The organism is Thiocapsa sp. (assembly GCF_035467215.1).
Classification (GTDB): domain Bacteria; phylum Pseudomonadota; class Gammaproteobacteria; order Chromatiales; family Chromatiaceae; genus Thiocapsa.
Map to the genome: position 1 here is coordinate 23131 of NZ_DATITZ010000218.1, position 24133 is coordinate 47263.

Below are 24133 nucleotides of genomic sequence, written 5' to 3' on the forward strand. Positions count from 1 at the left end.
CGTTCCGGGGATATCGGGTTGCGCGGGAAGAGTGCGCGCGTTGCCGATCGCCGCGCTTACCGCAACGTTCCGCCGATGAGCGCCCAATCTTCGCGCAGTCGTGTCGGCGCAAGGGCGATCCGTTCGGCATAGGCCGCGCGGACCGTCTCGACCTGCTCGGCGAGCACACCCGAGACGGCCAAAGCGCCGCCCGGCCGCAACGACTCGACGAGCCGAGGGGCCAGAGAGACCAGAGGCCCGGCGAGGATATTGGCGATGGTCACATCGACCTTCAGCTCGGGCGCCTCCTCCGGCCCGTAGATGGCGAGCCGGTCGGCGACCCCGTTGGCGAGTGCGTTGTCCCGCGTCGCCTCCAGGGCCTGAGGGTCATGGTCGACGGCGATCGCGCGCGCAGCACCCAAGCGCAACGCCGCAATCGCCAGAATCCCCGAGCCACACCCGTAATCCAGGACCGTCTTGCCGTCGAGGTCGGTGCCGTCGAGCCACTCCAGGCAGAGTGCCGTGGTCGGATGATGCCCGGTCCCGAAGGCCAGACCCGGATCCAACGCGACCACGACGGCCTCGACGAGGGCCTCGGGATCGTCCGGATCCTGACCGTGCGGACAGACCCAGAGACGCCGACCGAAGCGGGTCGGCTTGAAGGTGTCGAGCCAGACGCGCTCCCAGACCTGATCCTCGATCCGCTCGACAAGAGCCGGGCCGGTCGCCCCTGCGCGCGGCTCACGAGCCAGCTGATCGACCAAGCGAGCGACCAGCGCCTCGCTCTCGGGATCCGCATCGAACAGCGCCGAGACCTTGACCTGCGACCAGAGCGGTGTCTCCCCCGGCCCCGGCTCGAGCTGAGGCTCGTCGGCCGCATCCGCGAGCGTTAGGGAAAGCGCTCCGGCATCCTCCAGGAACGCGGCGACCCGCTCCGCGTCCGGCTTCGAGACCTCGATCGAAAGCTGTAGCCAGGCCAATTAAATCGCGTCCTGCAGAATATGCACTGTGTTCATTTGGTCTCGATCCCGCAGGAGTACGTGAGCGTCGGAGTCGACGCGATTTAAGTGATCAAGAGATTGGAATAATTGCGTTGCACGATGGCCGCGGCGAGTCCGATCCAGGCGCGAGCGCCCACCTGCCTCGAAGCCGGTCCGAGTCATTCATTGTTCTTAATTTCCTGAACCGCGTCCCGCCGAGGCGTCAAATCGCGCCTGCAGCGACACCTCCTCGAACATCTCATATCACACGAAACGCGGTTCAGCCCTACATGCCGAGCTTCTTTTCCAAATAGTGGATATTCGCCCCGCCCGCCAGAAACGCCCCGTCCCGCAGGATCGACCGCTGCAGCTTGATATTGGTATTGATCCCGTCGATCACCGTCTCGCGCAGCGCATTGCACATCCGCGCAATGGCCGCCTCGCGATCCTCGCCGTGGGTGATCAGCTTGCCGATCATGGAGTCGTAATAGCGCGGAACCGTGTAGCCGGTATAGATGTGTGTTTCCAGGCGCACGCCGGGGCCGCCCGGGGCATGGAACTCGGTGATCTTTCCCGGGCTCGGCATGAAGGTCTCGGAGTCTTCGGCGTTGAGACGGCACTCCACGGCATGGCCGCGGATCACGATGTCTTCCTGCGTGTAGCGCAGGGGCTCGCCGGCGGCGATCAGGATCTGTTCTTTGACGATGTCCACGCCCGTGACCATCTCGGTCACCGGGTGCTCGACCTGCACGCGCGTGTTCATCTCGATGAAATAGAAACAGCCGTCCTCGTAGAGGAACTCGAAGGTGCCGGCGCCGCGATAGCCGATGGTGCGGCAGGCCTCCGCACAGCGCTCGCCGATCTCGCGGCGTTGTGCCTCGGTGATACCGGGCGCGGGCGCCTCTTCGACGACCTTCTGATGGCGGCGCTGCATGGAGCAGTCGCGCTCGCCGAGATGGATGGCGTTGCCGTGCTGGTCGGAGAGGACCTGGAACTCGATATGACGCGGGTTCTCCAGGTACTTCTCCATGTAGACCATGTCGTTGTTGAAGGCTGCGGCGGCCTCCGCCTTGGTCAGGGAGATGGCGTTGAGCAGGGTCGCCTCGGAATGTACGACCCGCATGCCGCGGCCGCCTCCGCCGCCGGATGCCTTGATGATGACGGGATAGCCGATCTTACGAGCCATCTCGAGGGTGCGTTTCTTGTTGTCGTCGAGCGGGCCGTCGGAGCCGGGCACGCAGGGCACGCCGGCCTTGTTCATGGCGGCGATCGCCGAGACCTTGTCGCCCATCAGACGGATGGTCTCGGGTCGCGGGCCGATGAAGATGAAGCCGGAGCGCTCGACCCGCTCGGCGAAATCCGCGTTCTCGGAGAGGAAGCCGTAGCCCGGATGGATGGCGACCGTATCTGTCACCTCGGCCGCGCTGATGATGGCGGGCACGTTGAGATAGCTGTGCAGCGAGGCGGCCGGGCCGATGCAGACCGACTCGTCCGCCAGGAGGACGTGCTTGAGGTCGCGGTCCGCTTCGGAGTGCACCGCGACCGTTTTGATGCCCAGCTCGCGACAGGCGCGCAGAATCCGGAGCGCGATCTCGCCCCGGTTGGCGATCAGGACCTTCTCGATCATTGCAGGCATGGTGGCGATGTCTTTGCTGGAGGAGGCGCGGCGCATCGGGGGTGCGCCGGCGCTTGACGACGGGGGCGCTGCCCTCCGCCCTTATTCGATGACGAACAGCGGCTGGTTGTATTCCACCGGCTGACCGTTCTCGACCAGGATACGTCTGATCGTTCCGCCTTGCTCGCACTCGATCTGGTTGAGGATCTTCATCGCCTCGATGATGCAAAGTGTCTCGCCGGCCTTCACGGTCTGGCCCTCCTCGACAAATGCCTTGGATCCCGGGGAGGGCGCACGATAGAAGGTGCCGACCATGGGCGAGCGCACGACCTCGCCTTCCATCTCGTCGAGATCCTCTTCGTCGGAGGCTTTGGCGGCCGGCGCCGGAGCCGCCGCGGGGCCGACGGCCATCGGCATCGCTTGAGGCATGTACATCGGCATGGCGCCGCTGCCGTGTCGGCTGATGCGGACCGATTCCTCGCCCTCGTGGATCTCGATCTCCGCGACGTCGGATTGCTCCAACAGCTCGATCAGCTTCTTTACCTTGCGGATATCCATGGTCAGTGGTTCTCGTTGGAAAGGTCCGGCGCGAGCCGACCGGCCGCGGCGCGCAATGCTGAAAAGTAGCCCTCGGCCCCGAGTCCGCTGATCACCCCGACGGCGATGTCGGAGAAATAGGAGTGGGCCCGAAAGGGCTCCCGGGCGTGCACGTTGGAAAGGTGCACCTCGATAAAGGGAATCCCGACCCCGAGCAGTGCATCGCGCAGGGCGACGCTGGTGTGGGTGAAGGCGGCGGGATTCAGGATGATGAAGCGAACCCCGTCGTGCGCGGCACGGTGGACCGCCTCGATCAGAACATGCTCGGCGTTGCTCTGAATACACTCGAGCGTGAAGCCTTGAGCCCGTGCCGCATCCTCCAAGCCCTGGTGTATCTGCGCCAGCGTGGTGCGGCCGTAATGCTCCGGCTCGCGGGTTCCGAGCAGGTTGAGGTTCGGTCCGTTCAGGACCAGGATCGCCGCCATCCGGTCAATGTGCTCCAACGCGTCCGAGAATCAGTGTACCCGCCGGTCTGTTTGGGATCGGCAGCAAATCGGCGCGAATTGTGCGGATTTTACGCGATGTTGTCCAGCTAAGACGCGTCCTCGTCGGGTGCCGGACGGTCCTCCGCCTTGACCAGCGCGTCGAGCTCGGCCTTGAGCTCGGCGGCCGTGACCTCGCCGGTGCGGCTGAAGACGCGGCGCCCGCGGCGGTCGAAGATGACCGTGAAGGGCAGTCCTTCGACCCGGTTGCCGAGTCGCTTCGAGAGGGCGACGGCCTCCGGGTTGGCCATCAGGATAGGGTAGTTCACCGGGTACTGGGCGACAAACGACTCCACGTCTTCGAGGCGATCCACGGCGATGCCGACGACCTGCACGCCGGACTCCCCGAGTGCCTCCTGGGTCTGGATAAAGAGGGGCATCTCGCGCACGCAGGGCGGGCACCAGCTCGCCCAGTAGTTGATCACCACGACCTTGCCGGCCCACGCCTCGCTGCTCACCTCCCGTCCGGCAAGGTCGGTCAGGCCGAAGTCGGGCAAGGTCTGAAGGGGCGCAGACTGGCGAACCGACAATCCTGCATCGGGCTTCGGCGCCTCGATCCAGCGTTGACCGACGACGGCGGCCCCGATGCTGATCCCGCCTGCGAGCAGAATGACCAGCCCCACCCGAACCGCACTCATGGCGCAGCCCGGCGCAGGTGCTCGACAAAGGCATCGGCGGGCTTGAAGCCGACCAAGCGATAGTTCTTGCGCTCTTCTCCCGAGGTGTCGAAGTAGAGGATGGCGGGCGGTCCGATGATGCCGAAGTGCTTCATCAGGGCCTGATCATCCGCGTCGTTGGCCGTCACGTCCGCCTTGAGCAGGACGAAGCGCTCCATCTCGGCGATCACCGCGGGGTCGCTGAAGGTATAGCGCTCGAGCTCTTTGCAGGTCACGCACCAGTCGGCGTAGAAGTCGAACATCACCGGCTTTCCGAGCGCGCCCGCCTTGGCGACCTCGCGATCGAGGTCCTCGAGCGTCTTCACGGGGGTAAAGACCGCCTCCGCAGCGGCGCCACCGCCGCCGCCCACGGCGAGCCCGCGCAGAGGTTGGACCGTGTCCTTGCCGCCGGCCGCCGCACCGAGCAGCATGAGCGCACCGTAGATGAGCAGGAAGACGCCGAGCCCCTTCCAGAGCTTGCTCCAGCCGCTTGCACCCTGCGGCAGCTGGGTCAGTGCCCCCATGTAGACCGCCGAGCAGATCAGCAGCAGCCCCCACAGCAGCATGGCGACCGCCGGCGGCAGGATCCGCTCCATCATGAAGATGGCCACGCCGAGCAGGGCGACGCCGAACACCGCCTTGACCGCATCCATCCAGCCGCCGGCGCGCGGAAGCAGCTTGCCAGCCGAGGTGCCGATGGCGATCAGCGGCACGCCCATGCCCATACTCAGGGCGAACAGGGCGATGCCGCCGAGCACCGCGTCCCCGGTCTGGCTGATGTAGATAAGCGCGCCGAAGAGCGGCGGAGCCACGCAGGGTCCGACGATGAGCGCGGAGAGCAGGCCCATGATGGCCACGCCGATCAGTGTGCCGCCTTCCTGCTTGTTGCTGATCTCGGCGAGCTTGGACTGAAAGCTCGACGGCAGCTGCAGGTCGTAGAAGCCGAACATGGAGAGCGCGAGCAGCACGAAGATCAACGCGAAGGAGGTCAGGACCCAGGGGTTCTGGAAGGCAGCCTGCAGATTCGCGCCGAAGAGCCCCGCCAGCACCCCGACGACCGTATAGGTCAAGGCCATGGCCAGAACATAGACCAGCGACAGCGTAAAGGCCTTGCGCGTGGTGATGTTCGGGCCCTGTCCGGCGATGATTCCCGAGAGGATCGGGATCATGGGGAAGACGCAGGGCGTAAAGGCGAGCAAGAGGCCGAACCCGAAGAAGGCCGCAATCACCACCCAGACGCCGCTGTTGGCGAGGACGGAGGCGATCCGGTCCTGCTCCGAGACGGTGTCGTCCGCATCGGGTGACGCACTTGCCGGCGGCGCGTCGGCCGTCGTGGCTGCGGCGGCGGCCGTCGGCAGGGCCGCCGTCACCAGCGCCTCGGGCAGGCTCAGGTTTACCCTTTGGGTCTGCGGCGGATAGCAGATACCGATCTCGGCACAACCCTGATACTTGGCGATCAGGGTCACCTCGGTCGGCGCGCTCGAGCCGCGCAGCAAGGGCAGGGTCAGATCGACCCGGTCGTGATAGACCTCGACATCGCCGACGCTGCCGTCCGGAAGGATCGAGTCCTTCTTGATCTCTCCGGCGGGGCGCTCGTAAGGCCCGATGGCGACCTCGCTCCCGTCCTCGAGCGCAAGCTCGAGCATATGGCTGTAGAGATAGGTCCCCTCGGCGACGTCCCAGGTCAACTGGATCTGGTCCGGGCCCGCGACCTCCGCCGAGAAGAGGAATGCCTCCTCGGCGGGGAGGATGTCGTCGTCCGCGCCCAAGCCGAGCGACTGGCCTAAGCCCGCCAAGGCCTTCGACGATTGCTCGCTCTGAATCGGCGACGGGGTCTCGGCGGCGGACACGGTCTCGGCTGCGACAGGCGTCGCCGCCGCCAGCTCCGGCAGCTCGAGCAGCAGGCGCTGGCGGTGCGGCGGGTAGCAGAGTCCGGCATCGGCGCAGCCCTGCGAGGTGGCCTCGAGGGTCAGAAAGTTACCCGACCCGGTCGCACGCGTGACCGGCACCCGGATCTCGACGCTGTCGCGATAGACCTGGACCTTGCCGAAGAACTCGTCCTCCTTGGTTTCGGCTGCGGGCATGCGCGGGCTGCCCGTCGAGATCCCGACGGTATCCGCCTGGAACCCGAACTTGCTCTGATACATGTAATAGCCGTCGGCAACCTCCCAGCGCACCCGAACGGCGTCCGGGCCGTCGGCCTCGCCCGAGATGCGGAAGGCCTGATCGGGCATCAGGAACTCGTCCTCCGCCGACGCAAGCGGCAACACTCCGGCGACGAGCAGCCAGGTCAAGGCGACGGCCAAGAGCCGTCTCGCGGCGGATGTCCCGTGCGACGGCCGATGTCCCGGACCCTGTTGTTCGGTGGCGGTGTCGTCGATGGCGGTTTGGCGCCGCTCGACGGCGGCCCCGATCCCGGGGCTCAGTCGTTGTGGTCGGTGCATGTCGTTACCCAGCTCAGATAGTCGGGGAGTCCCTCGGTGACGGGGACCGCGATGATTTCCGGAATCTCGTAGGAATGCAGTGCGCGCAAGCGCTCAGTCAATGCGCCGACGCGCTCGGTCGTTGTCTTGATCAAGAGCAAGACCTCGGGATCACGCTGGATCTGACCCTCCCAGCGATAAATCGAGGTGATGCCCGGCAGTAGATTGGCGCAGGCGGCGAGGCGCTCCTCGACCAGGGCCTCGCCGATACGCCCGGCCGTGGCCTCGTCGGGACAGGTGCAGAAGATCAGACGATGGTCTGCCGTCATGCTGTGGGTCGGCGGCGTGTCATGGCGTTTCATCAGGTTCGGGGTTCCACTATCCTGCAACGGGTCAGCCTTTTTCTACCATATTGTTTGTCGGTTTAAGGGATCTCGGTCGACCGAGCGCGGACCGACCGACCACTTCGGGAGACCATTATCGTGCCTTTTTTGTTTCTGCTGCTCGTCATCGGCGTGCCGATGATCGAAATCTACGTGATGATCCAGGTCGGCTCCGAGATCGGGGCATTTCCGACGATCGCCCTGGCCATACTCACCGCCGTGGTCGGGATCTGGCTGGTCCGCCATCAAGGTTTCGGCCTTCTCATGCGGGTGCGCGAGATGACCGACCGCGGCGAGGTCCCGGCCTTGGAGGTCCTCGACGGCGCCCTGCTCCTCGTTGCGGGTCTCTTTCTACTTATTCCGGGCTTTCTGACCGACACGATCGGGTTTTTGTTGCTCGTCCCGCCCCTGCGGAATTGGATCGTCGGGCGCTATGTCCGCGTGATCCCGGTCCGGCCCGGCACGCCCTCCGGAGGCGCCGAGGCTCCGAGGGTCATCGAGGGCGACTACCGGCGCGAAGATTGAGGCCCGTCGAACCCTCCGGCGCTTGACAGACGAGGATAAGGCTCTACTATTAGCACTCGTTTGAGATGAGTGCTAACAGAGCGGGCCGAAACGGGCTGCTCACCCGCGCTCCGAACCCGTCAACCGCACGAGGAGACCACCACATGAAGATTCGTCCCCTGCACGACCGCGTCGTTGTCCGTCGCATGGAAGAAGAGCGTACGACCGCCGGCGGCATTGTGATCCCGGACTCCGCCACCGAGAAGCCCATCCAGGGCGAGATCATCGCCGTGGGCAAGGGCAAGATCCTCGACAACGGCGAGAGCCGTCCGCTGGATGTGAAGGTCGGCGACCGCGTCCTGTTCGGCAAGTACTCCGGCACCGAAGTGAAGCTCGACGGCAACGACTTCTTAGTGATGCGTGAAGAAGACATCATGGGTGTCGTCGAGGGCTGATGCCGAGTGCTCCCTTGCGGGAGCCCGCATACAAGCCATTCTCCGAACCCCTGTTCGCGCCGATCGGCCGATCGATCAGCCCAACCCGGCTGGTTTGGACAACGAAACCTGATTAACCGAATTCAAGGATCAACACCATGAGTGCAAAAGACGTCAAGTTCGGCGGTGAAGCCCGCGCCCGAATGATGGAGGGTGTCAACATCCTCGCCAACGCAGTGAAGGTCACGCTGGGTCCGAAGGGCCGCAACGTAGTCCTGGAGAAGTCCTTCGGTGCCCCGACCGTCACCAAGGACGGTGTGTCCGTGGCCAAGGAAATCGAGCTGAGCGACAAGTTCGAGAACATGGGCGCCCAGATGGTGAAGGAGGTTGCTTCACATACTTCCGACATCGCCGGTGACGACACCACCACCGCGACCGTTCTGGCGCAGGCCATGGTCCGCGAAGGTCTGAAGGCCGTCGCTGTCGGCATGAACCCGATGGATCTGAAGCGCGGTATGGACAAGGCCGTCGAGGCGGCTGTGGAAGAGCTCAAGAAGCTGTCCAAGCCCTGCACCGAGTCCAAGGCGATCGCCCAGGTCGGCACCATCTCGGCCAACTCGGACGAGTCGATCGGCCAGATCATCGCCGAGGCAATGGAAAAAGTCGGCAAGGAAGGCGTCATCACCGTCGAAGACGGCACCTCGTTGCACAACGAGCTGGATGTCGTCGAAGGCATGCAGTTCGACCGTGGCTACCTCTCGCCCTACTTCATCAACAATCAGCAGAGCCAGAGCGCCGAGCTGGACGATCCCTTCATCCTGCTGCACGACAAGAAGATCTCCAACATCCGCGAGCTTCTGCCGGTGCTGGAATCGGTCGCCAAGGCCGGCCGGCCGCTGCTGATCGTCGCCGAAGACGTGGAAGGCGAGGCGCTGGCCACACTGGTGGTCAATACCCTGCGCGGCATCGTCAAGGTCTGCGCAGTCAAGGCGCCGGGCTTCGGTGATCGTCGCAAGGCCATGCTGCAGGATATCGCCATCCTCACCGGCGCAACCGTGATCTCCGAAGAGGTCGGCCTGTCTCTCGAGAAGGCGACCCTGAACGATCTGGGTACCGCCAAGCGCGTGCAGGTCGCCAAGGACGAGACCACCCTCATCGACGGCGCCGGCTCCGAGATGGACATCAAGGCGCGTTGCGAGCAGATCCGCGCCCAGGTCGAAGAGACCAGCTCCGACTATGACAAGGAAAAGCTCCAGGAACGTCTGGCCAAGCTGGCCGGCGGTGTTGCCGTCATCAAGGTAGGTGCCGCCACCGAGATGGAGATGAAGGAAAAGAAGGCGCGTGTCGAAGACGCCCTGCACGCCACTCGCGCGGCGGTCGAGGAAGGCATCGTCCCCGGCGGCGGTGTTGCGCTCGTCCGTGCCCAGACCGCGGTGAAGGGCCTGGTCGGTGCCAACCACGATCAGGACGTCGGTATCACCATCGCGCGTCGCGCCATGGAAGAGCCGCTGCGTCAGATCGTCGCCAACGCGGGCTGCGAGCCGTCCGTCATCCTGCACAAGGTCGTCGAAGGCTCGGGTAACTTCGGTTACAACGCGGCCAACGGCGAGTACGGCGACATGGTCGACATGGGCATCCTGGATCCGACCAAGGTCACCCGCTCGGCACTTCAAAACGCTGCGTCGGTTGCAGGTCTTATGATCACCACCGAGGCGATGGTCGCCGAAGAGCCGAAGGACGACGCCGCGATGCCGGGCGGCGGCGGCATGGGTGGAATGGGCGACATGGGCGGCATGGGCATGATGTAAGCCCGTCCGTCTGCGTCTAGCCGCAGATGAAAGCCCCGCCCCGATGCTCGATCGGGGCGGGGCTTTTTTGTTGGGCGCCTCGTTGGATCGGTGCTTGCGCGGCACGATTTCAACCATGGCTGCGACTGTTCGGACCCGTGCCGTCGCGGCCAACAGGCAGGCGCCCGGCGCTCAAGCCGGATCGAACGGCCGAAGCGCACCCGAAGGTAGTCTCCGCCGACTAGACTTGTTTGCATCGACCCTGCATCGATCGAACAAATGGGGATGATCCGCTCGACCTCCGCGACCATTCGACTCCTGATCCTGCCCTACGCCGGCCTGCTGTTGCTTTACGTGCTGGTCGTGATCGGCACGGGTCTGTGGCTCGGGCACCAGCCACCAGGGACGGCTGCCGCCGCAGGGCCGTTGCTGTCGCTCGTCATGGTGCTCGCGCTTGCGGGCGGGGCCGGCATCCTGATCGGGCTGACGATCGCGCTTGTCGCGGTCGGGGAGAGCCGGCGCGCGGAGGGGCACATCCAGGAGATCTATCGTCGCGCCTCGCTCACCGAGATGGCGGCCGAGCTGGTTCACGACCTGCGCAACCCCCTGATGGCTCTGCGTGCCAATGCCAAGGCGCTGCTCGTCTCCCCCGAACAGACTGCAGAGATTATCGCCGAGATCGATCGGGACATCGTCGCGCTGAATCGAAAGCTGACGGGCTTTCTGGACCTAACCCGCAAGCAGGACGAAATCTTCGCGCCGACCGAGCCGGGAACGCTGATAGCCGACGCGGTGCGCCTCGCAGAGCCGATACTCCGAAAACAGGGGCTCGGAATCCTGCTCGACATCGAATCGACGCTGCCCACGGTCGATCTGCAGGCCGGAGCAATCCGCGATGCCTTGCTCAACCTGTTGATCAACGGGGCACAGAGCGGTCAGCGGTCCGGGTCGATCCAAATCGGGGCGCGGGCGGTACGCCACGGGCTGCGTATCGAGGTGGACGATCGCGGGTCAGGCATCGCCGCAGGTGATCTACCGAGGCTCTTCACACCCTTCTTCACGACCAAGGCCGACGGGAACGGTCTCGGACTCGCCATCGTACGGCGGATCGTTCAAGCCCACCACGGTCGGGTCTGGCTCGAGAACCGCGCCGGAGGCGGGGTGCGGGTCACCTTGATTCTTCCGTTGGAGCAACCGGAGATCCCCGGATGGTGGAAGCCTCGACCGATCGACTCACGGACCTGAGCAGCCTCTCGCTGCTTCTCGTGGACGATGATCCCGGCATCGTGCGCGGTCTACAGCGCGTCCTGACCGGCCCGGGCGCCCGCGTGACCGGGGTCGGGAGTCTGCGCGAGGCGCGGCGCGTCCTGGCCGAGACCACGCCGGACGCCCTGCTGGTGGATCTGCGTCTGAAGGACGGGATCGGGCTCGATCTTCTGCCGGAGTATCTGGCGCGCGGTCCGGACGCCGCCTTCTACGTGATCACGGGTCACGGGTCACGGCAGCGTGACCAACGCGGTCGATGCGCTCAAGCAGGGCGCCCGACACTACCTCGAGAAGCCGGCGGATCCGCTGGAGCTGGCGAGGCGTCTGGCGACCGACTTGGCCGGCAAACGCGTACGCGACGATCTGGCCGAACGGCTCGCCCCGTATCTGTGGTTTTGCGATCCGGTGATGGTCGACGCCCTGCTGGAGCTGCCGCGCTTCGCCTTGAGCGCCGAGCCTGTGCTGATCGAGGGCCGCACCGGCACGGGCAAGGAGCTGGTCGCGCGAGCGCTCCACGGATTGGGCCCACGCGCCCAAGGCCCCTTTGTTGCGGTCAACTGCGGGACCATTCCGGAGACCATGCTGGAGGCCGAGCTGTTCGGTCACGAGAAGGGCGCCTTCACGGGCGCGACGCGTCTGCATCGGGGCCGGTTCGAGCAGGCCCACGAGGGGACACTCTTCCTCGACGAGATCGGGTAGATGACCCCCGCATCCCAGGTCAGCCTGTTACGGGTCCTCGAGACGGGCGTCGTCCAACGTCTCGGCGGCGAACGCGAGATCGCCGTCGATGTCCGGGCGGTCGCGGCGACCCACCGTCCGCTCGAGGAGCGGGTCGAGTCGGGCCTGTTCCGTCAGGATCTCCTCTATCGACTCAACGTCCTGCCGCTGCGCCTGCCGACCCTGCGCGAGCGTCCGAAGGACATCGGTCTGCTGGCAGAGCGTTTCCTCGCCAACGGGCTGCGCGACATGGGCTGGACCGGGGCTGCACCCAAGCTGGATCCGGACGCTCTGGCCCTGCTCGAGCGCTACCACTGGCCGGGCAACGTCCGCGAGCTTCGCAACCTGATGGCGCGCCTGGCCGTGCGACTCCCGCCGGGCGTGCGCGAGATCGGCCCGAAGCTGCTCCAGCCCGTGCTTCCACGTTCCGCGGTCGAACCCCGTCCACCCGGCGACGGGGTGTTTGTTCCCAAGGGCACCCGACTGGCGGATGCCGAATGGCTCTTGATCGAAGCCGCGCTCGTCGACACCGGACACGACCGAGCGCGTGCCGCCAAGGCCCTCGGTATCGGCGTGCGCACACTGCGCCGCAAGCTTAACGGGGGGTGAGCCGCCCGCCATGTCATCCGCATCGCTGAGCCCAAGTGTGGCTCCGCCCCGACAGCCCCCGTCCGACCCCGGCCATTCTGGCCGCTTTTGGAGCTCTAAACCGGTCAGACTGACCGCTCCGACGGCTCGCGAGCCGTCGGAAATCCTTCTAAAACAGGTCTCTGTTGTCTGGCGTGCCGAATGCATCGGAGCCATTGAGTGTATCGATCGGCTGCGGCGACCCCGCCGTATGCCGCATCTTCAACCCCGAAACATCGAGAGGAGGCATGTCATGTGGGGGTATCTCAGAGGCTTCGATACGGACCTGTTCAGCCAACTCGAGCGGATACGCGACGAGATGGACGCCGCCTTCGGCTCCCGGTCGGGGATGTCGGGGATCCGCTCCGTTGCGGCCGGAACCTTCCCGGCCATCAACATCGGGGCATCGCCGAGTCGGGTGGATGTCTATGTGTTTGCAGCGGGCGTCGATCCGAAGGGTCTCGACATTTCGCTCCAACAGAATCTGCTGACACTCTCCGGCGAGCGCAAGTCGACGCTGCCGGACGAGGTGCAGCTCTACCGGAACGAGCGGTTCGACGGTGCCTTTCGGCGGGTGATCACGCTGCCCGAAGACGTCGATCCGGACAAGGTTCAGGCCACCTATCGCGACGGCGTACTCCAGGTGACGATCGAGCGGCGCGAAGAGGTCAAGCCGCGCCGCATCGAGGTCAAGTAGGCCGCACCGGCCGGGCTTGCTCCGGTCCGGGTCACAGCGCAAACGAATCGACACCAGCGAGGACTTTCACCATGAGCTAGAACACAGGCATGCAGGCACGAGAGCCGAGCGAGATGCAGGCCGCGCGTGCCGAAGAAGCGGCATTGCTTCCGCCGGTGGACATCTATGAAGACGCCGCCGGGATCACCTTGGTGGCCGATCTTCCGGGGGTTTCGCGCGAGCGTCTCTCCGTCCAGGTGGACAAGGACACCCTCCTGATCGAGGGCGAGGCGGCGATCGAGATGCCGAGCGAGATGGAGGCACTCTATGCCGACCTGCGCACCACCCGGTTCCGGCGCAGTTTCACGCTGAGCCGAGAGCTTCAGGCAGACCAAATCGATGCACAGATGCAGGACGGCGTTCTAACCCTGAAGGTGCCGAAACGCGCAGAGCTTCAGCCCCGTAAGATCCAGGTCAATGTGGGGTGAGGAGCCAAAACGAGGGGCGCGGGGCGAGGTGCCGCGCGCCCGACGATCCCGGCGCCCGAGGCCGCTATCCGGTCGACGGGTCAAATGCGAGAAGGGTTCGCGAGCGCCGGGGTCCGGATTTGCGGAGGGCACTATGTCCACACTTCAACAGATCAGACACGACATCACGCGGGCATGGGACCATGTCCGCGACGGCTGGGAGCGACTCTCCGATCAAGCCGCCGGGGCCGTGACGCGCTTCACGCACAAGGGGGCGAGGCCGACCCGCGAGCACGGCGGGCGAGGTCTAGACCTGTGGGGCGGCCTGCGCGCTCCGGCTTGGGGCCCGACGCTGCCCAGCGGAGGTTGGGGCGTCCTGGCCGCAGAGGTCTCGGATAACGACGACAAGATCGTCGTGCGGCTCGAGGCGCCCGGCATGGCCAAGGACGACTTCGAGCTTCAGGTCATGGACGGCTACCTGGTCGTCCGCGGCGAGAAGCGGGTCGAGCGCGAAGAGTCCAAAGGCCGCTACCACGTCACCGAATGTGCCTACGGCCACTTCGAGCGCGCCATCCCCTTGCCCGACGAGGTCGAGAGCGACAAGGCCAAGGCGAGCTACAAATACGGCGTCCTGCGGGTCGAGATGCCGAAGGACAAGGCAAGTCGCCGAGAGCCGATCAAGGTGAGCGTGCACTGACACCGGCTCCGAGAGAATTGGGTCCGGGTTGAAAATCGCCCGACGTCGTCCATGTCGTGCTCTCCGACCACCACGGAGAGACCATGAGACGACCCGGTTGGCCCGGCCACGCCGACGATGCCCCGCAGGCCGAGACGCCGACTCGGGCGGCCGGCCTTGCGCGCCTGGCGTCCTTCGTCCCACACGCGGCGGCCTATGCGCGCGAGCGCAATCGGGTCGTCCCGCCGCATGATGGGGTCTCGCGGCTCTCGCCCTATCTGCGGCATCGTCTGATCCTGGAGCGCGAGGCGGTCGCTGCGGTTTGGGAGAGCCATCCGCGCGATGCGGTCGATAAATTCGTCTCCGAGGTGCTGTGGCGGACCTATTGGAAAGGCTGGCTCGAACAGCGCCCGCAGGTTTGGGACGCCTATCTCGACCAGCTGCGGCGCGACCGCGACGGACTCACCAGGACGGCGTCGGTGCGCTATGCCGAGGCGATCGCCGGCCGGAGCGGGGTCGCCTGTTTCGATGCCTGGGCGCGCGAGCTGATCGAGACCGGCTATCTGCATAACCACGCCCGCATGTGGTTCGCGAGCATCTGGATCTTTACCCTGCGTCTGCCCTGGACGCTCGGTGCGGCCTTCTTTCTGCGACACCTGCTGGACGGTGATCCGGCCTCCAATACACTCTCCTGGCGCTGGGTCGCGGGGCTTCACACGCGCGGCAAGCACTATCTGGCGCGGGCCGAGAACATCGCCCGCTACACCGACGGGCGCTTCGACCCCAAAGGCGAGCTCGACGAGCAGGCATTACCCCTGACCGAGCCGCCGCTCGATCTCATGCCCCGTCCACTCCCCGCCTCGGTCGAGCTGGACATGGACACCCCGAGCGGGTTGCTGCTGACGCCGGAGGATATCGCCCCGGAGGTCTCGCATCTGTCGAAGCTCGAATTTCGAGGCTTGGCCGGGGGTTGGGACGAGGCGGTCGGCGCTAGCCTCGACCTGGCCCCACCGGTCATCGACTTCTCGCGCATCGCGATTGCCGATGCCCTGTCTCGCGCCAAGGCGCATTTCGCGGTCCCATCACACGCCTTGGACGAGGACGATTGGCTGGCGGCGACCGAGGCATGGGCCTGCGGCCTGGCGGTGCGCCAAGTCGTCACGCTTGAAACACCGGTCGGCCGCTGGCGGGAGCGTCTCGATCAGCTCGACGCGCGACTCGCCAAGCACGGCATCGCACTCGTCCGCGCGCGCCGAACCTGGGACAGCAGGCTCTGGCCAGGAGCCACCCGCGGCTTCTTCCCCTTCCGCGAGCATGCCTACCGCCAGGATCTTCTCGCTGGTCCGACGCGCCTCGATCAGGCCAAACCCGGATGACACCCATGCACCTTGTCTGGTTCAAGCGCGACCTGCGGGTCTACGACCACGCGGCACTCGCGCAGGCCGCAAGGCGCGGTCCTGTCTTGCCGCTCTATATCGCCGAGCCTGGATACTGGTCCCAACCGGATGCCTCCGGTCGCCACTGGGCCTTCATCGCCGAGTGTCTCGGCGAGCTGCGAACGGATCTTGCCGCACTCGGCCAACCCTTGGTGATTCGAGTCGGCGAGGCCGTCCCGGTCCTGGGAGCGCTGCTGGATCGTCTGCCGATCGAGTCCGTCTGGTCGCACGAGGAGACCGGCAACGGCTGGACCTATGCGCGGGACATCGCGGTCGGCGATCTGCTGCGCAGCCGCGGGGTCCCGTGGCATGAGCTGCCCCAGAACGGCGTGGTCCGCCGCCTCGAAACACGCAACCGCTGGTCGAAGATCTGGGAGCAACGGATGCGCACCCCATTGGAGCCGCCGCCCGTCCTGCGACCCTTGGGGGCGCTGTCCGAGATCGGCGGGCTCGGCGACATCCCCGATGGTCGGGCGGTGGGAATTGCGTACGACCCCTGCCCGCAGCGCCAGCCCGGCGGTCGGCGTGCCGGTGTCGCGACACTCGAAGCCTTCCTGCGCGAGCGCGGCGAAGCCTATCACCGCGAGATGTCGAGCCCTCTGACCGCGTACGAGTCTTGCTCGCGCCTGAGCACCCATCTTGCCTGGGGAACGCTCTCGATCCGCGAGCTGGTCCAGGCGACACGCCATCGCCGGGAGCAGGTGGCGGCGCTTGCCCAAAGCAGCGGGCAACGCGGGACCTGGCCCAAGGCACTCTCGGCCTTCGAGGGCCGGCTCCACTGGCACTGCCATTTCATGCAGAAGCTCGAAAGCGAGCCCCGGATCGAATTCGAGAACATGCACCGCGCCTGCAACGGGCTCCGCGATCCGATCCCGGACCGGGAACGCCTCGATGCCTGGCGCCTGGGTCAAACCGGCTTCCCCTTCGTCGATGCCTGCATGCGCGCCCTGATCCACACCGGTTGGATCAACTTTCGGATGCGCGCCATGCTGGCGTCCTTCAGCGCTTACCATCTCTGGCTGCATTGGCGCGAGCCGGGCCTGCACCTGGCGCGCGTCTTCACCGACTACGAGCCCGGCATCCATTGGTCCCAGGTGCAGATGCAATCCGGCACCACCGGCATCAACACGCTGCGCATCTACAACCCGGTCAAGCAGTCCCAAGACCAGGATCCGGATGGCCTCTTCATTCGGCGCTGGGTGCCCGAGCTGGCCACTGTTCCGGACGCACGCATCCACACCCCATGGAAGATGTCCCGTGCCGAGCAAGACGCCTGCGGATGCCTGGTCGGTCGCGACTACCCGGCCCCGATCCTCGATCACGAAGCCGCTGCGCGCGAGGCCCGGCGCCGCATGGGCGCGATCCGTCGCAGCGCCGAGTCCCGCGCCGAAAGCCGGACCATCTTCGAGACACACGGCAGCCGTCGCCGCAGCAGTGGCTCAAGCCGAACGCGCACGACCACCACGAAGGTAGGCAGCACGAGAAAAGCGCCGCCAAGCCCCGAGTCGACCTCATGAGCCACAAAAAGCCCCACCTCCCGACCAAGATCTGCGCGACCTGCGCTCGCCCCTTCACCTGGCGTAAACGCTGGGCAGCCTGCTGGGAGTCGGTCCGATATTGCTCCGATGCGTGCCGTAGCCGCCGCGCGTTGCGCCGACCGTCGTCCTCGTCGTCGTGACGTCGCGACGGGGTTTATTCCCGCCTTGACGATACGGTAGGCTCCGAATGTCCTCCGATGGATAAGAAAAATGACAACGAGATGCGGCTGGTGTGGTTCCGATCCCCTCTACCTCGCCTATCACGACCTCGAATGGGGCGTACCGGTCCACGATGACCGCCACCTCTTCGAGATGCTGACGCTCGAAGGGGCGCAGGCCGGTTTGAGCTGGCTCACCATTCTGCGCAAGCGCGACGCCTATCGGCGGGCCTTCGATGACTTTGATCCGGAGCGGATCGCGCGCTATTCGGACGCCGACATCCAGCGATTGCTCGGGGACGCGGGCATCGTTCGAAACCGTCTCAAGATCGCATCGGTCGTTCGCAATGCACAAGGTGTGCTGAGCATCCTCGAAGACACGGGATCCTTGGACGCCTTCCTCTGGCAGTTCGTCGACCATATGCCGCAGCAAAACGCTTGGCGCTCGCTGGACCAGGTTCCTGCCCGGACCCCTGCATCGGACCGCATGAGCAAGGCACTCAAGAAACGCGGCTTCGGCTTCGTCGGATCCACCATCTGCTATGCCTTCATGCAGGCTGTCGGGATGGTCAACGATCATGTCGTCGGCTGCTGTCGACATGCCGAGATCGCGCGGCTCGGGGATGTCTCCGGAGATCCGACAGTCCCGTAGGCTCCGGATCGGGGTCGAGCGCCGAATGAGCGGTTGTCATTGCGTGGTTTGCTGTTTGTTCGTATAACCAGCCCCGCTTCGGTTTCCTTTGTTCCTCACCACCGAGATTCCAACAATGCACCTGTTCTCCAAACTGGTCGCCACGACGACCGTCACTCTCGCGCTCGTCGGTGCGCATCTCGTCATCGCCGCCGAACCCGTCTCCAATGAGCTGGCCCCGACAGCGATCCCGGCGGGCGAAGCCGCGCCGACGTCCGGCGACCCCACGGATGTCGTCGTCAAGATCAACGGCGTCGCGATCCCTCGTGCAGAGCTGGATCGCAATACCCGCCCCTTGTTGGCCAGGATGGGCCCCGCGGACTCCATCACTACCGATCAACGCAAGCTCGTCGAGGATACCGCAAAAGAGAACCTGATTCGCTCCGAGCTCCTCTTTCAGCTCGCGAAGGATCAGAACATCCCCGATCTCGACCGGCAGGTGGAGGAGCAGTTCGCCCTCATAAAGTCCCGTTCCCCGAGCGAAGAGGAATGGAACGACGCGCTCGCCAAAAAGGGCATCACCCCGGATGGGCTGCGTGAGCAGATCAAACGCGGGCTCATGATCAACGCATTCGTCCAGAACGAGGTCGTGTCTAAAATCGAGATCACCGATGCACAACTGAAGGCCTTCTACGACGAGCATCCCGAGGCGTTCAGCAAACCGGAATCGATGCGCGCGAGCCACATCTTGATCGGTGTCGACGCGGGTGCCGGAGCCGAGGAGAAGGAAAACGCCAAGCGGAAGGCCGACGAGATCCTCGAAAAGGTAAAATCCGGTTCCGATTTCGCCGAGCTGGCCAAAGGCGAATCGACCTGTCCGAGTGCCGCGCAGGGGGGCGACCTCGGCGAGTTCGGACGGGGCCAGATGGTCGCGCCCTTTGAAAACGCCGCGTTTGCTCTGGAATCAGGCGACGTGAGCGAAGTGGTGGAGACCCAGTTCGGATACCACATCATCAAGGCGACGGGCAAAAATGCGGCTGCAGTCGTGCCCTTCGAAGAGGTGAAGGCACGCATCGAGAAGCAGTTGAGGACGCAGCAGGCGCAACAAGCGCTCTTGGCTAAGGTCGAGGAGCTTAGAGGGACATCCGTGATCGAGTTTCCCGACCAGAATCCGTAACCCCCTTCTCGTCAAAGCACTCCACGTTCGCAACCGATCTCGTGAGTCCCCCGGCATTGCCGGGGGCGAGACGGACTCCGGAGCCGATTCGGGCAGTGCGTTGAATCCATTGCGCATCCTGCGTGATGAAGCGAACCCAGCCTTGCCGATTGCGCTTGATTCTCGGTCGGCAGATTCCCCGTCGACCGGCAGCGATGCTCGCGGTCGATCCGACTACATCACCCGGAAACCTCCTTCCAGCTCAGGCTGAGCAGCGATCCGGCCAGCCCGGCGAGACCGAGCAGGAGAATGGTTGCCTCCACCGAGACGGTCGCCGCCAAGGCGCCGAGCAACCCGGTCACGAGCAGCAGTGCGCCGATGACGCTGTTGCTGACTGCGACATAGTCGGTGCGCTTGTTGCCCACGGCCATGTCGACCAGATAGGTCTTGCGCCCGAGTCGGACGCCCGCATGGGCGATGCCGAGCCCGAAGAAGGCGATCGGGTAGAACCAGATCGCCGCCGCGCTCGACATCGCGAGCCAGGACCAGAGTGCAACCGCGATCGAGAGCACTGCAGCCAGCCCGCAAGCCGCGGCGAAGACCTGCCGGCTCGAGTGGTCCGACCAGCGCCCCCAAACCGGCGAGCTGACTAAGCCCGCGAGTCCTTCGACGGCGATGAAGATGCCGAGCAGCGAGATGGCCCCGCCCAGATCGTCGCGGGCCAACGCCACATAAAAGGGTGCCGCGAGTCCGGATCCCATCGCCAGCGCGCGGGCAATCACGAATTTCCTGAAGGGTGCGTCGTCGCGCAGAATCGCGAGACGTGCGACGGCCTCGGCCAGCGCGTTGGAGCCGCCCTCGGTGGCGCCGTGGAACTCGACGATGCGGCTGAATGACCAGGCGGCCAGGAGCCAGAGGATGGCCGCGCCCGCCAGGAGAGCAACATAGAGGCCGGTCGACTCCGCGCCGTCCTGTACGGCACCGAGCCCCAGGCCGACGCCCATGGCGCCGAGTCCGGCGATGGCGCTGATCCAGCCGGATAGGCGGCCGCGGCGGGTCTTGGGGATCGTCTTGCCCTGCACGTCCTTGTAGGCGACCGAGCAGGCACCGCGCGCCAGGCTGAAGAGGATCAGCAGTGCGATGATCGCAGCGCCCGCCGCTGCTCCTTCGAGCGCGAAGGCGACCCAGCCGATCGCGGCCAGACAGAGCCCTTGGATCACACCGCCCCAGACCCAGACCCATTTGCGGATGGCTTGGCGCCGGACGATCTCGCCGATCAGGATCTGCGGCAGCATGGAGCCGGATTCGCGGATGGGCACCAGCAGGCTGAGCATCCAGGCCGGGGCACCGAGTTGCAGGAGCAGCCAGGGCAGGGTGGTCTTGGCGCTGGCCAAACGGTCGGCGATGTTGCTCAGTGTGTTGGCAGTCAGGGTATGGAGGAAGTTGCCGGGTGTCTCGTGACAGGCCTCGGCGCTGATCTCTTTGCAGGTGCGCCCCTCGTCGTCCTCGGCGAGGCGCTCGTAGAGGCTTTCCAGCCATTCGGGGTGGCGAGTGGGCGTGGTCCGGGGCACTGACATCGGGTCCATGGGCTCCATCGGCTCGGTTGGGATCGTCTCTCGGCGCATCTTGGCTCGGGCGCCGCGGGAGCGGCAAGCATCACGTCTCCATGAGGAGAGATCTCGGAAGCCCATAGGTCGCAAGGCGCCGTTGCAGGCGCCTTGCGGAGCAGCGGCTCGGGAGCTACGCTCCGGGCCACCCGTCGCGATCGGGCTCGGCCGTCCGCCGAGATCGCGGGATGCCGAGTGGCCCGCGGCCAGGCTAGGCCCGGCGCTCCGCGGATTCCTTGACCACATAGGCCTTTCCAGACGAATGGCCCCACCGACCCGGAGGATCATCCATGGACATCGAGGCATTGAACGCCGAGCACGGCATCGACGGCATCCTGCGTTTCGCCGAAGGCCGCGGCGGCCTGACCATGATCGAGATCACCAACGCGCAGGCGACGGCGCTGATCTCGCCCTACGCCGGACAGGTGTTGGCCTACCGGCCGACCGATGCGGCGGATGATCTGCTCTTCGTGAGCGAGCGTGCCTATTTCGCCGAGGGCAAGGCGATCAAGGGCGGCATCCCGATCTGCTGGCCCTGGTTCGGTGCGGATCCGGAGGCGAAGGGGCGGCCGGCCCACGGGTTCGTGCGCGCCTGGCCCTGGACGGTGCTCGCGACCGAGGCGCTTGCGGACGGATCAACACGGGTGCAGCTCGGGATCGCGGACGACGCCGACACCCGCGCCATCTGGCCCCAATATTTCAATCTCTTGGTCGACATCCATGTTGGCGCGACCCTCTCGGTCGCCTTGAGCACCCTGAATGCCGGCGATCGGCCCTTCAGCATCACCCAAGGTCTGCATGCCTATTTCAAGGTCGGCGATGCGAGCCGGGTCCGGGTCAAGGGGCTGGACGGGCGCCGCTATATCGACAAGGCCGCCGACGGCGGGGATGCCGTGATCCGCCAAGAGGGGCAGGTGGCGTTCGAGCGCGAGGTCAATCGCATCTACGAGGATGTGCCGCCCGTGCTGACCATCGTCGACCCGACTTTGGATCGGCGCATCCGCATTGAATCCGAGCACAGCCGCGCCGCCGTGGTCTGGAACCCCTGGATCGAGACCGCCAAGACGATGGACGATCTCGAAGATCAGGATTACCGGCGCTTCGTCTGCGTCGAGACTGTCAACACGGCCTCGGAGGTGATCGAGATCCCGCCCGGCGAGACCTATCGTCTGACTGCGCGCTATGCCATCGAGCCGCTCTGATCACATCTGAATGGACAGCTTCCAAAATCTCGACCCGGCAACCGAGGCCCATTGGCAGACCTGGCTCGACTGGGCAACCGAGCAGGGCGTCGGCCTGCCGGAGGTCTCGGCCTTTGCCGAGGCACGGGCGCGGGTCTGGGAGGCCAGCGACTATGTCGCCGTCTCGGTCGCCCGTCATCCCGAGGTGCTCGCCGATCTGATCGCGAGCGGGGCGCTAGAGCAACCGCACGACGCCGTCGCGTTGGCGATCCATCTCGATGCCGCATTGGCCGAGACGACGGACGAGCCGGGACTGCACCAGGCCCTGCGTCGCTTCCGTCGGCGCGAGATGATCCGCATCATTTGGCGCGATATCGCAGGTTGGGCCGAGCTTTCGGAGACACTGGAGCATCTCACCGAGCTAGCGGACCTTTGCATCCGCGGCGCACTGGATCGGCTGCACGCCTGGACCTGCGCGGAGCTCGGCACGCCGCGCGACGCGACCGGACGCGCCCTGCACATGGCCGTGCTGGGCATGGGCAAGCTCGGTGCCCGCGAGCTGAATCTGAGCTCGGACATCGATCTGATCTTTGCCTTTTCAGCCAACGGGGAGACCGAAGGAGGCCCGCGCAAGCTGACCAACGAACAGTTCTTCATCAAGCTCGGGCAACGCCTGGGCCAGGCGCTGGGCAGCCAGACGGTCGACGGATTCGTCTTTCGCGTCGACACGCGACTGCGACCCTTCGGCGAGTCCGGGCCGCTGGCCATGAGCTTCAACGCGCTGGAGGACTACTACCAAACCCAGGCGCGCGAGTGGGAGCGCTACGCCATGATCAAGGCGCGCGTCGTGGCCGGCGATCCGGACGATGCGCGCGAGCTGATGGCGATGCTGCGTCCCTTCGTCTATCGGCGCTATCTGGATTTCGGTGCGATCGAGTCCCTGCGCGATCTCAAGCGGATGATCGCCAAAGAACTCTATCGCCGCGGCATGGATGCCAACATCAAGCTGGGTCCGGGCGGCATCCGCGAGATCGAGTTCATCGGCCAGGCGTTCCAGCTCATTCGCGGCGGGCACGACGCGGATCTGCAGATCCGCCCCATCCGCGAAGTGCTCGCACTCCTGGCGCAGCGGCAGTTGATGCCCGAGCCCGCCGTGCAGGGACTGGACGACGCCTACTGTTTTCTGCGTTTGGTGGAAAACCGCATCCAAGCGTATCGCGACAAACAAACCCATCTGCTGCCTGCAGACGAGCCGGGGCGGGCGCGTTTGGCGCGTTCGATGGGGTTTGTCGACTGGCCGGCCTTCGAGGCGGTCTTGGAGGCGCATCGTCATCATGTCCAGGGCCAGTTCGACGAGGTGTTCGCCGCACCCGAGACGGAAGAGGTGCCGCACGAGCTGGATTCGATCGCGCTCTGGCACGGCGAGGGCGATGCGGCCCATGAGTTGTCGGCATTGACCGAGGCGGGCTTTGCCGAGCCCGAGGCGATCCAGTCTCGGTTGATCCAGTTTCGCGATTCGATCGCCCGCAAGGGGCTCAGTCGGCGCGGTCACGATCGCATGGAGCGGCTGATGCCGATGGTCTTGCGCGAGAGCGCCGCGAGCGAGCAGCCCGACATCGCACTGGAGCGGGTCCTCAAGGTCCTCGAGGCCGTCGCGCGCAGGACATCCTATCTGGCGATGCTGAGCGAGCATCCGGTCATCTTGGCGCAGCTCGCGCGTCTGGCGAGCATGAGTCCCTGGTTTACCGATCGGATCGCGTGTCATCCCTTGCTCTTGGACGAGATGATCGATCTGCGTCGTCTCTATGCACCGCTGCGGCGGGCCGATCTGGAAGCCGAGCTCGATTCACTCCTGCTGCATGTCGATGCCGATGACCTGGAGCAGCAGATGGAACGTCTGCGCCAATTCTCCAAAGGCAACATGCTCCGCGTGGCCGCCGCCGACCTGACCGAGGTCATCCCGCTCATGGTGGTGAGCGACTATTTGACCGAGATCGCCGAGGTGTCGATCCGGCGCGTCTTGCGGTTGGCCTTCGATCATCTGGTGCAGCGCCACGGCCGCCCGACCGAGATCATCGGGGAGGAGACCGGCTTTCTCGTGCTGGGCTACGGCAAGCTCGGCGGGATCGAGCTGGGCTACGGGTCGGACCTGGATCT

General features: G+C 65.5%; 23 protein-coding genes and 2 pseudogenes. 17 read left to right on the forward strand and 8 right to left on the reverse strand.

Going from position 1 to position 24133, the window contains the following annotated elements; genetic code table 11:
- Positions 1 to 56: 56 nt before the first annotated feature.
- The 7 genes from prmA to cutA all read right to left on the reverse strand — a co-directional run bounded on the left by prmA (position 57) and on the right by cutA (position 7061).
- A complete protein-coding gene (gene prmA / locus VLR48_RS12260; RefSeq protein ID WP_325292059.1) occupies positions 57 to 959 on the reverse strand; it encodes a 50S ribosomal protein L11 methyltransferase in 903 nt (300 codons plus the stop codon).
- A 286-nt stretch (positions 960 to 1245) separates the two neighbouring features.
- Positions 1246 to 2586 (reverse strand): acetyl-CoA carboxylase biotin carboxylase subunit, encoded by a 1341-nt coding sequence (gene accC / locus VLR48_RS12265; protein ID WP_325292079.1) that lies wholly within the window; start codon positions 2584 to 2586, stop codon positions 1246 to 1248.
- A 90-nt stretch (positions 2587 to 2676) separates the two neighbouring features.
- Positions 2677 to 3132 carry an acetyl-CoA carboxylase biotin carboxyl carrier protein gene (gene accB, locus VLR48_RS12270; protein ID WP_296702417.1) on the reverse strand — a complete coding sequence of 152 codons (456 nt, stop codon included), beginning with the start codon at positions 3130 to 3132 and terminating at the stop codon, positions 2677 to 2679.
- Positions 3133 to 3134: 2 nt separating this feature from the next.
- A complete protein-coding gene (aroQ, locus tag VLR48_RS12275; RefSeq protein WP_325292060.1) occupies positions 3135 to 3596 on the reverse strand; it encodes a type II 3-dehydroquinate dehydratase in 462 nt (153 codons plus the stop codon).
- A gap of 107 nt (positions 3597 to 3703) precedes the next feature.
- On the reverse strand, positions 3704 to 4291 hold the full coding sequence (locus VLR48_RS12280) for a TlpA disulfide reductase family protein (RefSeq protein ID WP_325292061.1): 588 nt from the start codon (positions 4289 to 4291) through the stop codon (positions 3704 to 3706).
- Positions 4288 to 6753 (reverse strand): protein-disulfide reductase DsbD, encoded by a 2466-nt coding sequence (locus tag VLR48_RS12285; protein WP_325292062.1) that lies wholly within the window; start codon positions 6751 to 6753, stop codon positions 4288 to 4290. Before VLR48_RS12285 ends, VLR48_RS12280 begins: the two co-directional genes overlap by 4 nt.
- Positions 6732 to 7061, reverse strand: a complete 330-nt coding sequence (gene cutA, locus VLR48_RS12290) for a divalent-cation tolerance protein CutA (protein ID WP_325292080.1) — start codon at positions 7059 to 7061, stop codon at positions 6732 to 6734. Before cutA ends, VLR48_RS12285 begins: the two co-directional genes overlap by 22 nt.
- Before the next feature lie 153 nt (positions 7062 to 7214).
- On the opposite strand from cutA, the gene VLR48_RS12295 reads away from it, so the two are divergent.
- The 15 genes and pseudogenes from VLR48_RS12295 (at position 7215) to VLR48_RS12360 (ending at position 19209) form a co-directional block, all read left to right on the forward strand.
- Complete coding sequence (locus VLR48_RS12295; protein ID WP_325292063.1) at positions 7215 to 7640, forward strand: FxsA family protein; 426 nt, start codon at positions 7215 to 7217, stop codon at positions 7638 to 7640.
- 143 nt (positions 7641 to 7783) lie between these two features.
- A complete protein-coding gene (gene groES / locus VLR48_RS12300; protein ID WP_093029859.1) occupies positions 7784 to 8074 on the forward strand; it encodes a co-chaperone GroES in 291 nt (96 codons plus the stop codon).
- Positions 8075 to 8211: 137 nt separating this feature from the next.
- The gene (groL, locus tag VLR48_RS12305; protein WP_325292064.1) at positions 8212 to 9861 is read left to right on the forward strand and encodes a chaperonin GroEL; all 1650 of its coding nucleotides are present in this window, start codon (positions 8212 to 8214) and stop codon (positions 9859 to 9861) included.
- A gap of 264 nt (positions 9862 to 10125) precedes the next feature.
- Positions 10126 to 11085, forward strand: coding sequence for a sensor histidine kinase (locus tag VLR48_RS12310; RefSeq protein ID WP_325292065.1), 960 nt, complete (start codon positions 10126 to 10128; stop codon positions 11083 to 11085).
- Positions 11049 to 11294, forward strand: a pseudogene (locus VLR48_RS20275) (response regulator); the annotation flags it as partial. The gene VLR48_RS12310 and the pseudogene VLR48_RS20275, both read left to right, overlap by 37 nt.
- Positions 11295 to 11514: 220 nt before the next feature.
- Positions 11515 to 11982: pseudogene (locus VLR48_RS12315) on the forward strand (sigma-54 factor interaction domain-containing protein); the annotation flags it as partial.
- A 189-nt stretch (positions 11983 to 12171) separates the two neighbouring features.
- On the forward strand, positions 12172 to 12432 hold the full coding sequence (locus VLR48_RS12320) for a helix-turn-helix domain-containing protein (protein WP_325292081.1): 261 nt from the start codon (positions 12172 to 12174) through the stop codon (positions 12430 to 12432).
- Between the two features lie 271 nt (positions 12433 to 12703).
- On the forward strand, positions 12704 to 13147 hold the full coding sequence (locus VLR48_RS12325; RefSeq protein ID WP_325292066.1) for an Hsp20/alpha crystallin family protein: 444 nt from the start codon (positions 12704 to 12706) through the stop codon (positions 13145 to 13147).
- An 89-nt stretch (positions 13148 to 13236) separates the two neighbouring features.
- On the forward strand, positions 13237 to 13614 hold the full coding sequence (locus VLR48_RS12330) for an Hsp20/alpha crystallin family protein (protein WP_325292067.1): 378 nt from the start codon (positions 13237 to 13239) through the stop codon (positions 13612 to 13614).
- Between the two features lie 133 nt (positions 13615 to 13747).
- Positions 13748 to 14290 carry an Hsp20/alpha crystallin family protein gene (locus tag VLR48_RS12335; protein ID WP_325292068.1) on the forward strand — a complete coding sequence of 181 codons (543 nt, stop codon included), beginning with the start codon at positions 13748 to 13750 and terminating at the stop codon, positions 14288 to 14290.
- An 83-nt stretch (positions 14291 to 14373) separates the two neighbouring features.
- The gene (locus VLR48_RS12340) at positions 14374 to 15645 is read left to right on the forward strand and encodes an FAD-binding domain-containing protein (RefSeq protein WP_325292069.1); all 1272 of its coding nucleotides are present in this window, start codon (positions 14374 to 14376) and stop codon (positions 15643 to 15645) included.
- 5 nt (positions 15646 to 15650) lie between these two features.
- On the forward strand, positions 15651 to 17222 hold the full coding sequence (locus tag VLR48_RS12345) for a deoxyribodipyrimidine photo-lyase (RefSeq protein ID WP_325292070.1): 1572 nt from the start codon (positions 15651 to 15653) through the stop codon (positions 17220 to 17222).
- Positions 17219 to 17383, forward strand: coding sequence for a DUF2256 domain-containing protein (locus VLR48_RS12350; RefSeq protein ID WP_325292071.1), 165 nt, complete (start codon positions 17219 to 17221; stop codon positions 17381 to 17383). The genes VLR48_RS12345 and VLR48_RS12350 overlap by 4 nt, the downstream gene beginning before the upstream one ends.
- A 70-nt stretch (positions 17384 to 17453) precedes the next feature.
- The gene (locus tag VLR48_RS12355; protein WP_325292072.1) at positions 17454 to 18053 is read left to right on the forward strand and encodes a DNA-3-methyladenine glycosylase I; all 600 of its coding nucleotides are present in this window, start codon (positions 17454 to 17456) and stop codon (positions 18051 to 18053) included.
- 115 nt (positions 18054 to 18168) lie between these two features.
- Complete coding sequence (locus VLR48_RS12360; RefSeq protein ID WP_325292073.1) at positions 18169 to 19209, forward strand: peptidylprolyl isomerase; 1041 nt, start codon at positions 18169 to 18171, stop codon at positions 19207 to 19209.
- 218 nt (positions 19210 to 19427) lie between these two features.
- On the opposite strand, the gene VLR48_RS12365 is transcribed toward VLR48_RS12360, so the two are convergent.
- Positions 19428 to 20774: an MFS transporter gene (locus tag VLR48_RS12365; protein ID WP_325292074.1), complete on the reverse strand. Its 1347-nt coding sequence runs from the start codon at positions 20772 to 20774 to the stop codon at positions 19428 to 19430.
- A gap of 311 nt (positions 20775 to 21085) precedes the next feature.
- Here VLR48_RS12365 and VLR48_RS12370 point away from each other — a divergent pair, with 311 nt between their 5' ends.
- Positions 21086 to 21997 carry a D-hexose-6-phosphate mutarotase gene (locus VLR48_RS12370; RefSeq protein WP_325292075.1) on the forward strand — a complete coding sequence of 304 codons (912 nt, stop codon included), beginning with the start codon at positions 21086 to 21088 and terminating at the stop codon, positions 21995 to 21997.
- 10 nt (positions 21998 to 22007) lie between these two features.
- Positions 22008 to 24133 (forward strand): bifunctional [glutamate--ammonia ligase]-adenylyl-L-tyrosine phosphorylase/[glutamate--ammonia-ligase] adenylyltransferase (gene glnE, locus VLR48_RS12375; RefSeq protein WP_325292076.1); only part of this gene is annotated, 2126 nt, incomplete at its 3' end.

Bases quoted from the DNA above. Each gene is read 5' to 3' on its own strand.
- accC (WP_325292079.1), bottom strand. From the start codon at position 2,586: ATGATCGAGAAGGTCCTGATCGCCAACCGGGGCGAGATCGCGCTCCGG.
- accB (WP_296702417.1), bottom strand. From the start codon at position 3,132: ATGGATATCCGCAAGGTAAAGAAGCTGATCGAGCTGTTGGAGCAATCC.
- aroQ (WP_325292060.1), bottom strand. From the start codon at position 3,596: ATGGCGGCGATCCTGGTCCTGAACGGACCGAACCTCAACCTGCTCGGA.
- VLR48_RS12280 (WP_325292061.1), bottom strand. From the start codon at position 4,291: ATGAGTGCGGTTCGGGTGGGGCTGGTCATTCTGCTCGCAGGCGGGATC.
- VLR48_RS12285 (WP_325292062.1), bottom strand. From the start codon at position 6,753: ATGCACCGACCACAACGACTGAGCCCCGGGATCGGGGCCGCCGTCGAG.
- cutA (WP_325292080.1), bottom strand. From the start codon at position 7,061: ATGACGGCAGACCATCGTCTGATCTTCTGCACCTGTCCCGACGAGGCC.
- groES (WP_093029859.1), top strand. From the start codon at position 7,784: ATGAAGATTCGTCCCCTGCACGACCGCGTCGTTGTCCGTCGCATGGAA.
- groL (WP_325292064.1), top strand. From the start codon at position 8,212: ATGAGTGCAAAAGACGTCAAGTTCGGCGGTGAAGCCCGCGCCCGAATG.
- VLR48_RS12310 (WP_325292065.1), top strand. From the start codon at position 10,126: ATGATCCGCTCGACCTCCGCGACCATTCGACTCCTGATCCTGCCCTAC.
- VLR48_RS12320 (WP_325292081.1), top strand. From the start codon at position 12,172: ATGGCGCGCCTGGCCGTGCGACTCCCGCCGGGCGTGCGCGAGATCGGC.
- VLR48_RS12325 (WP_325292066.1), top strand. From the start codon at position 12,704: ATGTGGGGGTATCTCAGAGGCTTCGATACGGACCTGTTCAGCCAACTC.
- VLR48_RS12330 (WP_325292067.1), top strand. From the start codon at position 13,237: ATGCAGGCACGAGAGCCGAGCGAGATGCAGGCCGCGCGTGCCGAAGAA.
- VLR48_RS12335 (WP_325292068.1), top strand. From the start codon at position 13,748: ATGTCCACACTTCAACAGATCAGACACGACATCACGCGGGCATGGGAC.
- VLR48_RS12340 (WP_325292069.1), top strand. From the start codon at position 14,374: ATGAGACGACCCGGTTGGCCCGGCCACGCCGACGATGCCCCGCAGGCC.
- VLR48_RS12345 (WP_325292070.1), top strand. From the start codon at position 15,651: ATGCACCTTGTCTGGTTCAAGCGCGACCTGCGGGTCTACGACCACGCG.
- VLR48_RS12350 (WP_325292071.1), top strand. From the start codon at position 17,219: ATGAGCCACAAAAAGCCCCACCTCCCGACCAAGATCTGCGCGACCTGC.
- VLR48_RS12355 (WP_325292072.1), top strand. From the start codon at position 17,454: ATGACAACGAGATGCGGCTGGTGTGGTTCCGATCCCCTCTACCTCGCC.
- VLR48_RS12360 (WP_325292073.1), top strand. From the start codon at position 18,169: ATGCACCTGTTCTCCAAACTGGTCGCCACGACGACCGTCACTCTCGCG.
- VLR48_RS12365 (WP_325292074.1), bottom strand. From the start codon at position 20,774: ATGGACCCGATGTCAGTGCCCCGGACCACGCCCACTCGCCACCCCGAA.
- VLR48_RS12370 (WP_325292075.1), top strand. From the start codon at position 21,086: ATGGACATCGAGGCATTGAACGCCGAGCACGGCATCGACGGCATCCTG.